The 12,872-nt window shown below is 61.1% G+C and carries 23 protein-coding genes, 1 tRNA gene and 1 pseudogene; 12 read left to right on the top strand and 13 right to left on the bottom strand.

Going from position 1 to position 12,872, the window contains the following annotated elements; all coding sequences use genetic code 11:
• Position 1: 1 nt before the first annotated feature.
• The 7 genes from ACIPIJ_RS02220 to ACIPIJ_RS02250 all read right to left on the bottom strand — a co-directional run bounded on the left by ACIPIJ_RS02220 (position 2) and on the right by ACIPIJ_RS02250 (position 2,654).
• On the bottom strand, positions 2–232 hold the full coding sequence (locus ACIPIJ_RS02220; protein WP_401072292.1) for a hypothetical protein: 231 nt from the start codon (positions 230–232) through the stop codon (positions 2–4).
• On the bottom strand, positions 229–621 hold the full coding sequence (locus ACIPIJ_RS02225; protein ID WP_401072294.1) for a hypothetical protein: 393 nt from the start codon (positions 619–621) through the stop codon (positions 229–231). The genes ACIPIJ_RS02220 and ACIPIJ_RS02225 overlap by 4 nt, the downstream gene beginning before the upstream one ends.
• On the bottom strand, positions 618–1,352 hold the full coding sequence (locus tag ACIPIJ_RS02230) for a hypothetical protein (RefSeq protein ID WP_401072296.1): 735 nt from the start codon (positions 1,350–1,352) through the stop codon (positions 618–620). The genes ACIPIJ_RS02225 and ACIPIJ_RS02230 overlap by 4 nt, the downstream gene beginning before the upstream one ends.
• Positions 1,349–1,636, bottom strand: coding sequence for a hypothetical protein (locus tag ACIPIJ_RS02235; protein ID WP_401072298.1), 288 nt, complete (start codon positions 1,634–1,636; stop codon positions 1,349–1,351). Before ACIPIJ_RS02235 ends, ACIPIJ_RS02230 begins: the two co-directional genes overlap by 4 nt.
• Positions 1,633–1,902: a hypothetical protein gene (locus tag ACIPIJ_RS02240; RefSeq protein WP_401072300.1), complete on the bottom strand. Its 270-nt coding sequence runs from the start codon at positions 1,900–1,902 to the stop codon at positions 1,633–1,635. Before ACIPIJ_RS02240 ends, ACIPIJ_RS02235 begins: the two co-directional genes overlap by 4 nt.
• Complete coding sequence (locus tag ACIPIJ_RS02245; RefSeq protein ID WP_401072302.1) at positions 1,899–2,069, bottom strand: hypothetical protein; 171 nt, start codon at positions 2,067–2,069, stop codon at positions 1,899–1,901. Before ACIPIJ_RS02245 ends, ACIPIJ_RS02240 begins: the two co-directional genes overlap by 4 nt.
• A gap of 279 nt (positions 2,070–2,348) precedes the next feature.
• Positions 2,349–2,654, bottom strand: coding sequence for a transcriptional regulator (locus ACIPIJ_RS02250; RefSeq protein ID WP_401072304.1), 306 nt, complete (start codon positions 2,652–2,654; stop codon positions 2,349–2,351).
• A gap of 86 nt (positions 2,655–2,740) precedes the next feature.
• Here ACIPIJ_RS02250 and ACIPIJ_RS02255 point away from each other — a divergent pair, with 86 nt between their 5' ends.
• The 10 genes and pseudogenes from ACIPIJ_RS02255 (at position 2,741) to ACIPIJ_RS02300 (ending at position 6,713) form a co-directional block, all read left to right on the top strand.
• Positions 2,741–3,520: an XRE family transcriptional regulator gene (locus ACIPIJ_RS02255; RefSeq protein WP_401072306.1), complete on the top strand. Its 780-nt coding sequence runs from the start codon at positions 2,741–2,743 to the stop codon at positions 3,518–3,520.
• Between the two features lie 155 nt (positions 3,521–3,675).
• Complete coding sequence (locus tag ACIPIJ_RS02260; RefSeq protein ID WP_401072308.1) at positions 3,676–4,065, top strand: LuxR C-terminal-related transcriptional regulator; 390 nt, start codon at positions 3,676–3,678, stop codon at positions 4,063–4,065.
• 103 nt (positions 4,066–4,168) lie between these two features.
• On the top strand, positions 4,169–4,606 hold the full coding sequence (locus tag ACIPIJ_RS02265; protein WP_401072310.1) for a tellurite resistance TerB family protein: 438 nt from the start codon (positions 4,169–4,171) through the stop codon (positions 4,604–4,606).
• The gene (locus ACIPIJ_RS02270) at positions 4,603–4,806 is read left to right on the top strand and encodes a hypothetical protein (RefSeq protein ID WP_401072312.1); all 204 of its coding nucleotides are present in this window, start codon (positions 4,603–4,605) and stop codon (positions 4,804–4,806) included. The genes ACIPIJ_RS02265 and ACIPIJ_RS02270 overlap by 4 nt, the downstream gene beginning before the upstream one ends.
• A 47-nt stretch (positions 4,807–4,853) precedes the next feature.
• Positions 4,854–5,012: pseudogene (csrA, locus tag ACIPIJ_RS02275) on the top strand (carbon storage regulator CsrA); the annotation flags it as partial.
• A gap of 190 nt (positions 5,013–5,202) precedes the next feature.
• Entirely contained in the window at positions 5,203–5,526 is a 324-nt protein-coding gene (locus ACIPIJ_RS02280) for a hypothetical protein (RefSeq protein WP_401072314.1), read from the top strand.
• A complete protein-coding gene (locus ACIPIJ_RS02285; protein WP_401072316.1) occupies positions 5,523–5,666 on the top strand; it encodes a hypothetical protein in 144 nt (47 codons plus the stop codon). Before ACIPIJ_RS02280 ends, ACIPIJ_RS02285 begins: the two co-directional genes overlap by 4 nt.
• On the top strand, positions 5,663–6,019 hold the full coding sequence (locus ACIPIJ_RS02290) for a hypothetical protein (RefSeq protein WP_401072318.1): 357 nt from the start codon (positions 5,663–5,665) through the stop codon (positions 6,017–6,019). Before ACIPIJ_RS02285 ends, ACIPIJ_RS02290 begins: the two co-directional genes overlap by 4 nt.
• A complete protein-coding gene (locus ACIPIJ_RS02295; protein ID WP_401072320.1) occupies positions 6,016–6,264 on the top strand; it encodes a helix-turn-helix transcriptional regulator in 249 nt (82 codons plus the stop codon). Before ACIPIJ_RS02290 ends, ACIPIJ_RS02295 begins: the two co-directional genes overlap by 4 nt.
• 116 nt (positions 6,265–6,380) lie before the next feature.
• The gene (locus tag ACIPIJ_RS02300) at positions 6,381–6,713 is read left to right on the top strand and encodes a hypothetical protein (protein ID WP_401072322.1); all 333 of its coding nucleotides are present in this window, start codon (positions 6,381–6,383) and stop codon (positions 6,711–6,713) included.
• 10 nt (positions 6,714–6,723) lie between these two features.
• Here ACIPIJ_RS02300 and ACIPIJ_RS02305 read toward each other — a convergent pair whose 3' ends face one another.
• The 6 genes from ACIPIJ_RS02305 to dapA all read right to left on the bottom strand — a co-directional run bounded on the left by ACIPIJ_RS02305 (position 6,724) and on the right by dapA (position 11,518).
• Positions 6,724–7,701 carry an integrase gene (locus ACIPIJ_RS02305; protein WP_401073407.1) on the bottom strand — a complete coding sequence of 326 codons (978 nt, stop codon included), beginning with the start codon at positions 7,699–7,701 and terminating at the stop codon, positions 6,724–6,726.
• 109 nt (positions 7,702–7,810) lie between these two features.
• Positions 7,811–7,900, bottom strand: a tRNA-Ser gene (locus ACIPIJ_RS02310).
• Between the two features lie 92 nt (positions 7,901–7,992).
• Positions 7,993–8,703, bottom strand: a complete 711-nt coding sequence (gene purC / locus ACIPIJ_RS02315) for a phosphoribosylaminoimidazolesuccinocarboxamide synthase (protein WP_012315794.1) — start codon at positions 8,701–8,703, stop codon at positions 7,993–7,995.
• A 32-nt stretch (positions 8,704–8,735) separates the two neighbouring features.
• Positions 8,736–9,494: an MBL fold metallo-hydrolase gene (locus ACIPIJ_RS02320; protein WP_401072324.1), complete on the bottom strand. Its 759-nt coding sequence runs from the start codon at positions 9,492–9,494 to the stop codon at positions 8,736–8,738.
• Positions 9,495–10,613, bottom strand: a complete 1,119-nt coding sequence (gene bamC, locus ACIPIJ_RS02325; protein WP_401072326.1) for an outer membrane protein assembly factor BamC — start codon at positions 10,611–10,613, stop codon at positions 9,495–9,497.
• A 17-nt stretch (positions 10,614–10,630) separates the two neighbouring features.
• The gene (gene dapA / locus ACIPIJ_RS02330; RefSeq protein ID WP_401072328.1) at positions 10,631–11,518 is read right to left on the bottom strand and encodes a 4-hydroxy-tetrahydrodipicolinate synthase; all 888 of its coding nucleotides are present in this window, start codon (positions 11,516–11,518) and stop codon (positions 10,631–10,633) included.
• Between the two features lie 260 nt (positions 11,519–11,778).
• Between dapA and ACIPIJ_RS02335 the strand changes: the two genes are divergently transcribed.
• Entirely contained in the window at positions 11,779–12,342 is a 564-nt protein-coding gene (locus tag ACIPIJ_RS02335; RefSeq protein ID WP_401072330.1) for a glycine cleavage system protein R, read from the top strand.
• Positions 12,343–12,353: 11 nt separating this feature from the next.
• The gene (locus ACIPIJ_RS02340) at positions 12,354–12,827 is read left to right on the top strand and encodes a peroxiredoxin (RefSeq protein ID WP_401072332.1); all 474 of its coding nucleotides are present in this window, start codon (positions 12,354–12,356) and stop codon (positions 12,825–12,827) included.
• The last annotated feature ends 45 nt before the right edge of the window (positions 12,828–12,872 follow it).

Here is a 12,872-nt window from a genome sequence, read left to right on the forward strand (position 1 = left end):
GTCAAATCTCCAGCTCAGCGGTCACCCGCTTGATAAATTCGTCATAGCTCTCGCTCATCACCAAGCTCTGGTCTTCCAGGGCGGCGCGGTATGCTTTCGCGCTCCCGTAGAGCACCCAGCGCTCGCGCTCGGGCAGTCCTCGAAAGCCTGCATAGCTCGGCCACGGTCCACTGATGATCGTTGCCGCTGAACGCTGCAGGGGCGCCTGGTCTGGTTTCGGGGTCGTGGTCATTGCAAGGTCTCCCCGGTTGAGTTGGTGCGCCGGACTGGGAGCGCTGGGAGGCTGTTCGCCGGCGGCAGGTCGCAGATACAGGCGCCAGGGCCTAGCAGCGCCCGGATCGCCGTCTCCATGCGCCGCTTGGCGCTGTTCTTTGCCATCCGCGCGCGGCGGTACAGCTCATAAGTGTCAGCCGTGTAAGCGATCACCGGGCCGTATGCTGGGTTGTCAGGGTCAATGCGCCGCCGGTGCGGCTCAGGCTCTCCGGTCGCCCGGAAGAAGGTTGAGTATTCGTCGTTCAAGCGCTCGCGAAGACTCCGCATCACTCCCTGGGCCTGGTAGAAGGCCACCGCGCGCTCGGCCACCAACTGCGTCAGCTGGGCCTTGGTCAGATTCTTCTTCATGGGTGCACCTTCCCGCTCAGCCGGAACCGGCCATTGAAGTAGGGGTGACTGGCCTGGGTGGCGTTGACCATCTCGCATTCGTCGACGAAGCGCTTGAACGCCGCGGTGACAAGGCTCTTCGTCCAGACCAGGTACTGCGAGCCCTTGGCGTCCTCGTGGCCATTGCGGACCATTCCGGCGGAGTTCGGAGCATGCGGCCATTCCTTGAGCACGTAGTCCACGACGGCGCCCGACAAACCATGGCGCGCCAGCATTGCGGCCTTGATGCCGGTCAGCGACAGGCAGTTCTGTGGGCAGTGGTCCCAGACCATGGTCTGGCTCAGATCGGCGACCTGGCGCTCTACACGCTCCAGCGCCACTTGATGGGCGGCCTGCTGCCGCTCGATGGCTACCAACTGGTTGGCGCTGGCAGCGATCAGTTCCGCCGGGGTCATCGGCTTTTCGGCTATGCGTTCGAGCTCCTGCCACCGGTCTACGATCGCTCCGGTGAACTCTGGGCTGAGCTGCGCGACTACTACAAGGCTGTCGCGCTTTCCCTTCTCCCCAGAAAACAGGTAGGTGGCCACACCCTGGCCCAAGTGGTTCGGGACTTCCTGCATTGCAGGAAGTTGAATGACGCCGCGAGCGGCGAGGCGCTGGATAGTGGTGCGCACGTTATCGTGTCGAGACCCAACCAGGTCGGCGATCTCTTGCGAGGACATGGTGAGCACGGTGGTGGTGACCAGGTTCATGCCGCACCTCCCGCGCCACGAACTGGAGCAGTGGCATTTTGTGGCGCGCACGCCTGCAGCCGCTGCAGGAGATCTTCCCGGGCACAGTCGAAGCCATTGGCTTGGTCGCCCGCCGCATAGATACCGAGCTCGATCAAGCGTGCGGGTCCGGCGTGCTCGCCCAGGCCTGGCCGGGCCGCCTTCAGCAGCTCCTCCAGCTGCAAGATGGTCTGCACCGCTGCGGCCAACTGGTCGACGGCTTCGCGGGCGATGAGGTCGTGATGGTTGCAGAGGGTGCCGGTCATGCCGCACCTCCTGCTGCAGGCGCAACGCCTGAATGCGCGGCGATCACCAGTGCTAACGCGCTCTCGGCCGCGAAGAAGACCAGCGTGGCCTGATTGGAGACTGTGGTGTCCTGCATCATCTCGCGAACGCCACCCACCACCGCCTCCAAGCGATCGATCGCAGCATCGAGGGATTCGTGGATCGGGTTTCCGGCAACGGCCTCAAGTACGTCGTGCAGCCCTTGAGTTGCGAACGGATGACCGTGAGTCAGTGGCTGATTTTTCATCGAGCCACCTCCGCAAGCTCGACGGAAAGCACGCTGGCGTCAATCAGCGCTTTAGCTTCCCGGATCAGCACCTGGGCTGCATAGGCGAGGTGCGTGCCGTCACCTTCAGCCACCAGATCGCCAAGCAGCGCCTCAGCGGAACAAAGGCTAGCACTGGCAACATTCATAGCGTCTCCGCAGCTAATCCCAGCGACAACAGCAAACAAGCTACCGCCGTTAATAGGGCTGAACTCAGATACCCGGGTTACCAGAAGGTCGGGGGGCGAGCACGCTTGCGTGCCAGATGCCATAGTGCTATTTTTTGGGCGCATGAAATCGTCTCCATGTGACGAAGATTCAAGAAGGTCCCCGGCAAGGGACCGGATTTAAAGAAACCCGCCGGCAAGCGGGTTTTTTTGTGCCTGCTGAAAATCAGCCAGACAGCAAAAACTGGGAGTCGAAGCTGTTCATGCTTGGGCCTTCGGCATACTGGATGGCTGTACAGAGCCATCAGGCCCAGGTGTGCCGGAGGAAAATTTGGCAGATGATTCACCTACCTTGTGGCGAGCTTCGACTTGAGCGATCAGAGGGCACAGAGATGCAGCGCTAATGGCGCCACCGGTGGCCAGCTCGGCAAGAAATGCCTTTTCAGCGCTGATCTTTACGGACCCAGAAAGCCAATAGGACACCGTGGCTTGGGAAACGCCCAGGGCCTTAGCAGTCAACGATTGGGTGCCGAAATGATGTATCAGCTTGCTGATAGAACGAGCCATCGAAAGGGTCTCTGATAAGTCAATTTATATGCTGCACAGAAGAAGACTTCTTTGCAAGCAGATAAGTATCTTTATAGGATCAGCGGATGAATCTTTCCGAACGCATCAAGCAAGCCAGGAAGCATGCTGGCCTGACCCAACGAGAGCTCGCCGACCAGGTGGGCATAGCTCAAACCGCCATCAGCCAACTTGAATCTGGCAAGACCCAGCGGTCCTCGTATCTAATGGCTATCGCCAAAACTTGCGGCGTGAGCAGCGCTTGGCTGGCAGAGGGCTGGGGCCCAATGCTTAGAGATCCAGCAATGATGGCGGCCCTTATCAAGTCTGGAGACATCTCCCTAGAGGTTGCGCCGGAACTCGCCAAATACGGTCAAGAGCCAGGCGTAGCGGTTGCGTTAGAGCCGATACAGGCGTGGGATGACGATACCCCGCTTGAAGACGACGAAGTTGAAGTCCCTTTCCTGCGGGAGGTGGAGCTATCTGCAGGGAGCGGAAGAACCGTGATAGAACGAAGCTCTACTGCGAAGCTGAGGTTTGGAAAACGATCACTGCGCGCGCACAACGTCCAGTTTGACCAAGCCGTTTGCGTGGTTGTGTCGGGAAATTCAATGGAGCCAGTACTTCCCGACGGAAGCACTGTAGGCGTGAACATCGGGCAAACGCAGATCGTCGACGGGAAAATGTACGCCATCAAGCACGATGGTCAGTTGCGGGTGAAGGTTCTGTATCGCGTGCCTGGAGGCGGCGTGCGATTCCGCAGCTTCAACCAAAGTGAACATCCTGACGAGACCTACACCGCAGAGGAAATGGCCGAGAAATCCATCGAGATTATCGGGCGCGTCTTCTGGGGAGCATCGTTTTACTAACTGAAACCTACGCTCAAGAGCCCGGTGATCCCGGGCTTTTTTGTGCCCGCCGATCAGAAAATAAGCCTGATGATAAAAAATATAAGCAGACCACTTGCACCAAAATATCAATCTGCTTATATTTTGGTGCATCGGCTTACACACGGAGGTGCCCAATGCAGAACGTAATCAGCTTCAGAGGCATGGAGGGCAGTATCGGAATTCTTGCTGCTCAAGAACTGAAGGCTGCACTCGGCATCTGCTGTGGCCTTGGCAATAAAGAGATCGCTAGAGAGCTCGACTGCTCGCCCGCAACCATCAAAAAATCGGTAGAGCGGGTCTTCTACAAGCTCGGCATCAGCAGTCGCTCTGCTGTCCCAACCGAGCTTTTCTATCGGGGTATAGCTCGGAAGCTGTCCATGTTCATGTGCGTTGCGCTAGTCGGCCAAGCAGCGATAGATGATGAGCACCTTCTGCGTGTTCGCCGCGGCGGAAACAGCGGGGAGCGGAAGATAGAGGCCCGAGTTGCGACCAGGCGCGTCGAGTGCACCCTGGCGGCGGCGTGACGCCAGCCGCCTGAATTGATCCACCCCTGATTTTTGCGAAAGCCAACAAACGCGGCGGGCCTCTGCTCGCCCTGAGAAATCTCAACCACCCAGAGGAAACACCATGTTCGGTATAGGAAAGAAACTGTTCGGCGCCAAGCGCGCTGTCAAGAAACTGGAAAACCGCGACCTGATGCAGGCCATCGTCGGCGGTTGCCTGCTCGTCGCTGCGGCGGACGGCGAGATCAGCAAGAACGAGGCGGCTCAGATCGACATCCAGATCCGCGCCAACAAGAACCTGGAGCACTTCGGCCAGGAAATCACCGCCACCGTGAACCTGTTCACCGAGCAGCTGCAGGCCGGCTTCCGCCTCGGTCGCATGAACATCATGCGCGAGATCGCGGACATCAAGAACAACCCTCTCGATGCTGAAGAGGTGTTCGTGAACATGATCACCGTTGCCGAGGGCGATGGGAACATCAGCCCTGAAGAGCTGAAGGTCTTGGCCGAGGTTGGCGTGCAGATGGGCTTGCGTCCGAAAGACTTCGGGATCGAGGCGTGAAACGAAAGCACATCGGCCTGGGCGCGGTTGCGGGGCTCGCCCTGTCCGCGCTCGCTATCACCGCCACAGTGAACTGGGGGTCGTGCCAGTGGTACGGCTATCAGACCGAGCGGCAGACCAAGTTCGCGCCCTACGTAGGCTGCATGGTGAAAACCGCCGGCGGCTGGGTGCCGCGTAACGAACTGCGCACCACGCAGTGAATGGAGGGGCGGCAAACGCCGCCCCCCCCCACACAAGGAGTTTGCCCATGTTAATCCTGTCCCGTCGCGTAAACGAAACCCTCCGCATCAATGCGGACATCGCCGTCACTCTGCTGGGCGTGCAAGGCATGCAGGCGCGCATCGGCATCGAAGCCCCTTCAGGCGTTTCTGTTCACCGCCAGGAGATCTTCGACAAGATCCAGGCCGAAGGCGGCCAGCTGCCAGTCACCGCACCAGGTGCCATCACCGACCCAGTTGATCTGTTCGTCAAGTTGAACCCTTCCGGCCTCGCCGAGGAGCACCTGGTGAAAAGCGGTTCCAGCTTCGAAGACGCCTGTACCCGTGCCCACTACAAGGTGTTTCTCGCCGGCTTCAACGCCGCGCAAGGTGGCCAGCATGCCGGCGTCTGATCGTATTACGTTGGTGCTGCGCGGCAACGAGGCGGCGCCCCTGTCGAACATCCTGCCCTTTGCCAAACCTGGGCAGTTGGCATCGGCTGGGCGCGGCCTGGCCACGATCGTCAGCATCAGCGAGGGTGACCTGCAGGCTGAGCTGATACAGCGCAAGGCGCAGTTGACAGAGGCCGATGTGCTGCTAAGGGAGGCGATCACCTTCATCAACGAATACCAGGGCAGCGCCGATTTCCGCAAAAGGCTTCTGGCCCGAATCGACAAGCTCCTTGATCGTGACCAGGAGCCAAAGCCGGAGGAGCAGCCATGAGCCAGGCCGGCCTGCTCCTGCTGCTGTGGGACGCCCTGCAGCAGCGCGATACCACCTTCGGGCAGGTACTCGACTTGTCTGCCGCTTGCGGCCTGGACGGTCGTCGTGTGCTGGCCGACCACTTTCGGGGACGCCCATGAACATCCTCGCATCCATGGCGCTCCGGCGAGCACGTGGGCAACTGAACTCTGTTCAATCCCGATCGACTGCAAGCCCGTGCACGTCAGCCCTGGGAGCCCCTAAGGCGCCAGCGCCCAAGGATGTGGCCATCATTGGACCAATCAACCGGTACATGTTCCTTCAGGGGCGCGAGTGGGCGATCGACATGGTCGCCTCTCTCCGGGCCGCGCCTGTCGACTTGGTGGTCGAGCGCTTGACCGGGGCCGCGACGGGCCGGCCAGGTAGCTACACGGCCGGCATCGAGTCTGTGGTGGATGAATTGAAAAGCGCTGAAGAAGAGAACCTGACGCGTCAGGTTGGGAGGAAGGAATGAGCCAAGAAACCGAGGTGCTGACGGTTGAGGGCCTGGCCAAGCTGCTGGGCCGCACCGAGGCGTCGATTAGGGAAGGGATTCGCCGCGGAGTGCCGTGGCTGCCCAGGAGCTTCAAGATGGGCAATCGGCACTGCTGGCTGAAAGAGGACGTGCGCAAGTTCTTGCGCGAGTTTCGAGACGGCGAGCACCAGAAAACTAAGCCGGGACGCAAGCGGAAAGAACCGCCATCACTGCGAGTCGCCTAAGTAGCCCGCCTGTCGTTTTGGGTGACAAACTTTAGCGCGTCAGCTATACCGAAATATGCCAGTAATGGCGGGCTTAAGTAGTGCCCCTCAATCATTTGACAAATAGAGGTGGCAGTATGAAACAACTTAAACTTAGTAAAGAATGCTTTGAATCTGTGACAGAGGAAGTTCGTGAAGATGTTAGACGAAGATTTATCGCCGCGAACATTATATCCGCTGACACAGAGATCGTCCCGTCACCAGATGTAGAAACTCCCGCCTCGGCGTCAATTATGGGGTTTCCAGGCAATTTTCTTGAGGCCATCGGGAAGGCGGCTGGCATTGATAAATGTGATGTCGCCGGTGAAGCGGCTTATGCCTTATGCATGGTAGCAACTAGCGGGACGGGAGGCCTGTATTGCACTGGCATCGGCGCCGCCGCTAAGTTGGCTTGCCAAAATAGCGATTAATGTCTCACGCTCATCCTAACTTCTCAGCTAGATCCTGAGGGCTTAGGTGAGTGTATCGCTTGAGCATCGCCAACGTTTTGTGTCCGGTGATGCTCGCCACCTCCATCATGTTGAAGCCGCGCTCGAAGAAGCGACTGGTTGCCTCATGGCGCAAATCGTGAAGACGTAGGCCCTCAATCCCGGCGGCCACGCAGGCCCGGGGGAAGTAGTTGCTGATCGTGTTGAGCGCCAGGTTGAAGTACCGGCCACCGCCGATCGGCGTGGGCAGCCCCTCCAGCAGGGCGATCGCCCGGGAGGACAATGGCACCGCGCGCCGCTCACCGTTCTTCGTGTCTTCCAGATAGGCCACTTTGCCGCGCACCTGGTCGCGGCGCAGCATCAACAGCTCAGACCGGCGCATCGCCGTCTCCACCGCCAACTCAATGAACACCGGAAGCTGGGCATTCATCTGGCCGGCTGCCTTGTACAGCGCGGTGAGCTCCGCCGGCGTCGGGCGCCGATCTCTCTCTTTGCTGCCCTTAGGCATACGGATCGCCCGGCACGGGTTGGTCAATCCTTCGATACCCCATTCCTTGGTGGCCACCGTGTAGAGATGGCTGATCACCGCCAGGTTGAGTCGCACTGTCGCCGTAGACTTCCCTTCCTTCAGCTCCGCATCGCGATACGCGGCCATGTCGCTCGAGCGGATCGCGGCCAGGCCCTTGCTGGCCAGCTTGTGCTCTTTCCACTTCTTGATGCGGACCTGTTCCTGCTTGGCGCCCTTCTTGGTCGAAGTGACCTCTGAGAGGTAGCGGTCCAGGGCCTCGGCGAGCGTGGTGCTCTCGGCCTCGCGCATGTCGACAAAGCGCGCACGGGACATGTCACCCTCGATCTCGGCGGCCCATCGCTGGGCTTCTGCCTTGGTGTCAAAGGTGGCGGAAAGGGTTGGATATCCTTTGCGGCGGATCTGGGCGCGCCAGGCGTCCCCGCGCTTCTCGTAGTAGGCCATGGGGGAAATGATAGCGAACGCTTGGGGGAAATACACGCTCCCCCATTCCCCCAAAATTCCCCCAAATGAAAAAGCCCCGAGGGCTATACAGCGCTCGGGGCCTTTAATATGGCGGAGAGATAGGGATTTGAACCCTAGGTACTGTTGCCAGTACAACGGATTTCGAATCCGTCCCGTTCGACCACTCCGGCATCTCTCCAATGCCGCGCATCATACCAGCGAATTCTGAAAACGCAAACCTTTATTTTCAAAAAAATCGCGTGGTATCAGGCGCTTGCGTGAGCAGGCCGCTTACAGCGGCACGCCCAGGCGCTTGGCAACTTCTTCGTAGGCTTCGATCACGTCGCCCAGGCCCTGGCGGAAGCGGTCCTTATCCATCTTCTTGCGGGTTTCCTTGTCCCACAGGCGGCAGCCGTCCGGGCTGAACTCATCACCCAGGACGATCTGGCCGTGGAATACACCGAACTCCAGCTTGAAGTCGACCAGCAGCAGGCCGGCGTCGTCGAACAGCTTGTTCAGCACTTCGTTGACCTTCAGCGACAGCTTCTTCATCTCTGCCAGCTGCTCGGCGGTGCCCCAGCCGAATGCCACAACGTGGGATTCGTTGATGAACGGGTCGCCCTTTTCGTCGTTCTTCAGGAACAGCTCGAAGGTGGACGGCTCGAGCTTGATGCCCTCTTCCACACCCAGACGCTTGACCAGGCTACCGGCGGCATAGTTACGCACCACACACTCGACCGGGATCATGTCCAGCTTCTTCACCAGGCACTCGTTGTCGCCCAGCAGCTTGTCGAACTGGGTCGGTACGCCGGCTTCTTCGAGCTTCTGCATGATGAAGGCGTTGAACTTGTTGTTCACCATGCCTTTGCGGTCGAGCTGTTCGATGCGCTTGCCGTCGAACGCCGAGGTGTCGTTACGGAACAGCAGGATCAAGCGGTCGGCGTCGTCGGTCTTGTAAACCGATTTGGCCTTGCCGCGGTAAAGTTCTTCGCGTTTTTCCATGATGGTGGGCTCCGCTTGCTTGAGTGGTTGGGCTAGGCGATTTCGCGCCAGTCGAGCCCGTGTTCCTGATTCGCCACCTGGAGCCAGTCCGGGTCGCACCCGAGGGTGTCGACAAAGCACTGGCGGGCCAGATGTGGCAGGTTGTTCTTGCTGCTGAGGTGGGCCAGCACCAGGTGTTGCAGGTTGCTCCAGCCCAACTCGTCCACCAGGCGCGCGGCCTGGTGATTGTTCAAATGGCCTTGCATGCCGCCTACCCGCTGCTTGAGAAAGCGTGGGTAATGCCCACGCGCCAGCAGGTCGCGGCAGTGATTGGCCTCGATCAGCAGTGCGTCCAGGCCCTGGTAGTGTTCCAGCAGCCGTGCGTCATACGAGCCCAGGTCGGTAAGCATGCCAAAGCGCCGGCGACCGTCACTGATGACGTACTGCAGCGGTTCATAGGCATCGTGCTCGACCCGCGCCGCATGCACCTGCAGGCTACCGATGCACAGGCTTTCGCCACACGCGAGAAAACCGGCCACCTCCACCGGCTTGCGCAAGCCGCGCAAGGTGCCTTGGCTAAGATAGACCGGTACATTGTAGCGCCGTGACAGCAACCCCACCCCATGCACATGGTCGGCATGTTCGTGGGTGACCAGCACCGCGCTCAGTTGCGCCGCCGAGACCCCGAGCAGCGCCAGGCGCCGCTCGGTTTCACGCAGGGAAAACCCGCAATCGACCAGGATGAACGTGTCACCGCTGGCGATCAGCGTGCCATTCCCCTGGCTGCCGCTTCCCAGTACCGCGAAGCGCACTTAGCCCAGGTGGTCCTGAATGGCGCTCAGCACGCGGCGAGCGACATCGGCCGGGGCCACGGTGTTGATGTTCTTCTCGACGGTAACCTGCACGCTCTCGCCAACCTTGCTCAGGCGCACCTGATAACGCTCGGCACGGGCCTCACGCTCTTCCTTGGTCGGCGCGCTGCCGAACATGCGGCTGAAGAAGCCCGGCTCGTTCTGCTTGTCGTCAGGCTTTTCAGACAGGTTGATGTAGTACAGGCCCAGGCTGCGGTTGATGTCTTCGACGCGCCATTCGCCGCCTTGCTCCAAGGCCCGGCCCACGCCGGACCAGGCACGGTCCAGGTCGGAGCCGAGGAACAGCACCGGGTTACCGCTGCCGTCTTCGCTCAGGCTGACGCGGCTCGGCGCATCGAAGTCGCGTGCGGCCAGCAAGGACACCGAACCGCCCTTCTCGGCGCTGCGGTTCATGCTGGCGAGCATTTCGTCGACCAGCAGTGCATCGGCGCCGGTATTGGCCGAGGTGGACGGGAACGCAGGCTCGGCGGTGCTACCGGCCGGGCGCTCGACGCTGACGATGTACACCTCGGAGGTGTTGCGCTGGACGCCAGGCTCCATGCGTACACGCACGCGCACTTCGCTGTCGCCGCTGCTGGCGGTGCTCGCCAGGCGCTGGCCGAGCGAGGCCGACAATTCGTCGAAACGCTGCCAGCTGGTGCTGAATTCCCCTGTTTGCGGGCGCTCTTCGGCGATACGGAAGCCGTTGTCTTCAAAGAACTGATGCGCCACTGGCCAGACTTCGGCCGGCGAACGCTGGGCCAGCACCCAACGGCTGCTGCCGCTGCGCTGCAGGCTGAAGTCGCTGACTTCGGCACCGCCGGTCAGGGGTTGCGGACGCGGCACTTCGAATTCGCCCGTGGCGCTGTCGTCAGCGACATTGCGCGGGATCGGCAGCAGCGGGTCCAGGCGCTTGACGTTGCTGGCGTCCTGCGGCAGCTGCATCGGGGCGGTCGGGTGCGCCTGCAGGTAATCGCTGCCGCGGTCGCGGAAATAGCCATCCTCGCCCCACAGCCAGCCACACCCACTGGTGCTGGAAATGATCAGGGCGAGTGCGGAAAGACCAGCCAGTCGCTTCATGCGGTGTACTTCCTCGATTAAACCAGTACGCCGGACTGGCGCAAGGCAGTACGGACTTTTTCGTGACAGCCTTCGCTGAGCCAGGTCAGCGGCAGACGAATACCTTTGTGCATCAGGCCCATTTCCACGAGTGCGAACTTCACCGGAATCGGATTGGCTTCGCAGAACAGGTCTTTGTGCAGCGGCATGAGTGTTTCGTTGATTGCGCGGGCCTTCTCGGCATTGCCCTCAAGGGCGGCCTCGCACAGGTCGGCCATTTCGCGCGGGGCGACGTTGGCTGTGACGGAGATATTGCCCTTGCCGCCCATCAGGATCAGCTCGACAGCGGTCGGGTCGTCGCCGGACAAGACGATGAAGTCGTCGCTGACACCATCGATGATGGCCTTGGCACGGACGAGGTCGCCGGTGGCTTCCTTGATACCGATGATGTTCGGCACGGTCGACAGGCGGATGACGGTCTCGGCCTGCATGTCGCAGGAGGTGCGGCCAGGGACGTTGTAGAGGATCTGCGGGATGTCGACGGCTTCGGCAATGTGCTTGAAGTGCTGGTACAGGCCTTCCTGGGTCGGCTTGTTGTAGTACGGCACCACCAGCAGGCAGGCGTCGGCGCCGGCATTCTTGGCGTTCTGGGTCAGGTGCACGGCTTCGGCAGTGGAGTTGGCACCGGTGCCGGCGATGACCGGAATCGGCTTCTTGCTGTGCTTGACGCGCTCGACCACATGCTTGATGACCAGGATGTGTTCTTCGACATCCAGCGTGGCGGACTCACCGGTGGTGCCGACAGCGACGATCGCGTGGGTGCCGTTTTCCAGGTGGAAGTCTACAAGTTTGTCGAGGCTGCCCCAATCAAGACGCCCTTGTGCATCCATGGGTGTGACCAATGCCACCATACTGCCCGCAATCATGTAACTGCTCCTGCCGGAAAAAGAGAGCGGTAATGGTACTGGGGGCATCGGCCTTGCACAAGCGAAGCAGGCGGGCGGAGCATTCCCCTCGGCGCCTTATTTCGCTACCCTTGGCCCTTTGATCGGTGCAGCGCGGCCCGCCGGGCCGTCGACCTTGCTCCCCGGCCAGCGTCCACGTCCTCGCATGCGAGCCCCGGGCCCTGCCGACAGGAGGCTTTCGCCCGTCCTGTGCCGACCGCTCATCGCTTTAGGAATGCTGCATGTCCACCCCCACCACCGTCCGCGAACAATTCCTCGTCATCAGTGCCCTGGGCCCTAACCCCATGGAACTGGCCAACGTCCTCAGCCGCGCTGCCTTCGAAAACCGCTGCGCGGTCGTCACCTCGCGCCTGAGCCGCCATGGCGAGACCAGCGCCCTGGTATTGCAGGTCGGCGGCAGCTGGGATGCCCTGGCACGCCTGGAGTCCACCCTGCCAGGCCTGGGCAAGAAACACGGCCTGACCCTCGACGTGGTGCGCAGCGCCGACCAGGAGGTGCGCCCGCAGGCCTTGCCTTATGTGGCCTACGTCAGCGCTGCCTATCGCCCCGACATCATCAACGAGCTGTGCCAGTTCTTCCTCGACCACCGTGTCGAGCTCGAAGCCATGACCTGCGACACCTACCTGGCACCGCAGACCGGCAGCAGCATGCTCAACGCCCAGTTCACGGTGATCCTGCCGGCTGGCACCCAGATCAGCTGGCTGCGCGACCAGTTCCTCGACTTCGCCGACGCCCTCAACCTGGACGCGCTGATCGAGCCTTGGCGCCCACAGAACCCCGTGTAAGGAATGCATCCATGGCAGTAGCACTCGAGCAACCCGTCGCCGACTTCCAGGCCCAGGCCACCGGCGGCCAGACCGTCAGCCTGGCCGAGCTCAAGGGCCGCCAGGTGGTGGTGTACTTCTACCCCAAGGACAGCACCCCCGGCTGCACCACCGAGGGCCAGGGCTTCCGCGACCAGCATGCCGCCTTCGAAGCGGCCAACACCGTGGTGTTCGGCGTGTCGCGCGACGGCATCAAGTCGCACGAAAACTTCAAGGCCAAGCAGGGCTTCCCGTTCGAGCTGATCAGCGACAAGGACGAGGCGCTGTGCCAGCTGTTCGACGTGATCAAGCTGAAGAAGCTGTATGGCAAGGAATACATGGGCGTGGACCGCAGCACCTTCCTGATCGACAAGGACGGTGTGCTGCGCCAGGAATGGCGTGGCGTGAAGGTACCCGGGCATGTGGATGCCGTATTGGCGGCGGCTCAGGCGCTGAACAAGGCTTGAGATCGATTCAGGCTCCTTCGCGGGCACGCCCGCGAAGCAGTCACC

Origin of the sequence: Pseudomonas sp. NPDC087185 (assembly GCF_044744955.1) — a bacterium.
Lineage (GTDB): Bacteria > Pseudomonadota > Gammaproteobacteria > Pseudomonadales > Pseudomonadaceae > Aquipseudomonas.

Coding starts and splice junctions, on each gene's coding strand:
- ACIPIJ_RS02220 (WP_401072292.1), bottom strand. CDS start 232: ATGACCACGACCCCGAAACCAGACCAGGCGCCCCTGCAGCGTTCAGCG.
- ACIPIJ_RS02225 (WP_401072294.1), bottom strand. CDS start 621: ATGAAGAAGAATCTGACCAAGGCCCAGCTGACGCAGTTGGTGGCCGAG.
- ACIPIJ_RS02230 (WP_401072296.1), bottom strand. CDS start 1,352: ATGAACCTGGTCACCACCACCGTGCTCACCATGTCCTCGCAAGAGATC.
- ACIPIJ_RS02235 (WP_401072298.1), bottom strand. CDS start 1,636: ATGACCGGCACCCTCTGCAACCATCACGACCTCATCGCCCGCGAAGCC.
- ACIPIJ_RS02240 (WP_401072300.1), bottom strand. CDS start 1,902: ATGAAAAATCAGCCACTGACTCACGGTCATCCGTTCGCAACTCAAGGG.
- ACIPIJ_RS02245 (WP_401072302.1), bottom strand. CDS start 2,069: ATGAATGTTGCCAGTGCTAGCCTTTGTTCCGCTGAGGCGCTGCTTGGC.
- ACIPIJ_RS02250 (WP_401072304.1), bottom strand. CDS start 2,654: ATGGCTCGTTCTATCAGCAAGCTGATACATCATTTCGGCACCCAATCG.
- ACIPIJ_RS02255 (WP_401072306.1), top strand. CDS start 2,741: ATGAATCTTTCCGAACGCATCAAGCAAGCCAGGAAGCATGCTGGCCTG.
- ACIPIJ_RS02260 (WP_401072308.1), top strand. CDS start 3,676: ATGCAGAACGTAATCAGCTTCAGAGGCATGGAGGGCAGTATCGGAATT.
- ACIPIJ_RS02265 (WP_401072310.1), top strand. CDS start 4,169: ATGTTCGGTATAGGAAAGAAACTGTTCGGCGCCAAGCGCGCTGTCAAG.
- ACIPIJ_RS02280 (WP_401072314.1), top strand. CDS start 5,203: ATGCCGGCGTCTGATCGTATTACGTTGGTGCTGCGCGGCAACGAGGCG.
- ACIPIJ_RS02285 (WP_401072316.1), top strand. CDS start 5,523: ATGAGCCAGGCCGGCCTGCTCCTGCTGCTGTGGGACGCCCTGCAGCAG.
- ACIPIJ_RS02290 (WP_401072318.1), top strand. CDS start 5,663: ATGAACATCCTCGCATCCATGGCGCTCCGGCGAGCACGTGGGCAACTG.
- ACIPIJ_RS02295 (WP_401072320.1), top strand. CDS start 6,016: ATGAGCCAAGAAACCGAGGTGCTGACGGTTGAGGGCCTGGCCAAGCTG.
- ACIPIJ_RS02300 (WP_401072322.1), top strand. CDS start 6,381: ATGAAACAACTTAAACTTAGTAAAGAATGCTTTGAATCTGTGACAGAG.
- ACIPIJ_RS02305 (WP_401073407.1), bottom strand. CDS start 7,701: ATGGCCTACTACGAGAAGCGCGGGGACGCCTGGCGCGCCCAGATCCGC.
- purC (WP_012315794.1), bottom strand. CDS start 8,703: ATGGAAAAACGCGAAGAACTTTACCGCGGCAAGGCCAAATCGGTTTAC.
- bamC (WP_401072326.1), bottom strand. CDS start 10,613: ATGAAGCGACTGGCTGGTCTTTCCGCACTCGCCCTGATCATTTCCAGC.
- dapA (WP_401072328.1), bottom strand. CDS start 11,518: ATGATTGCGGGCAGTATGGTGGCATTGGTCACACCCATGGATGCACAA.
- ACIPIJ_RS02335 (WP_401072330.1), top strand. CDS start 11,779: ATGTCCACCCCCACCACCGTCCGCGAACAATTCCTCGTCATCAGTGCC.
- ACIPIJ_RS02340 (WP_401072332.1), top strand. CDS start 12,354: ATGGCAGTAGCACTCGAGCAACCCGTCGCCGACTTCCAGGCCCAGGCC.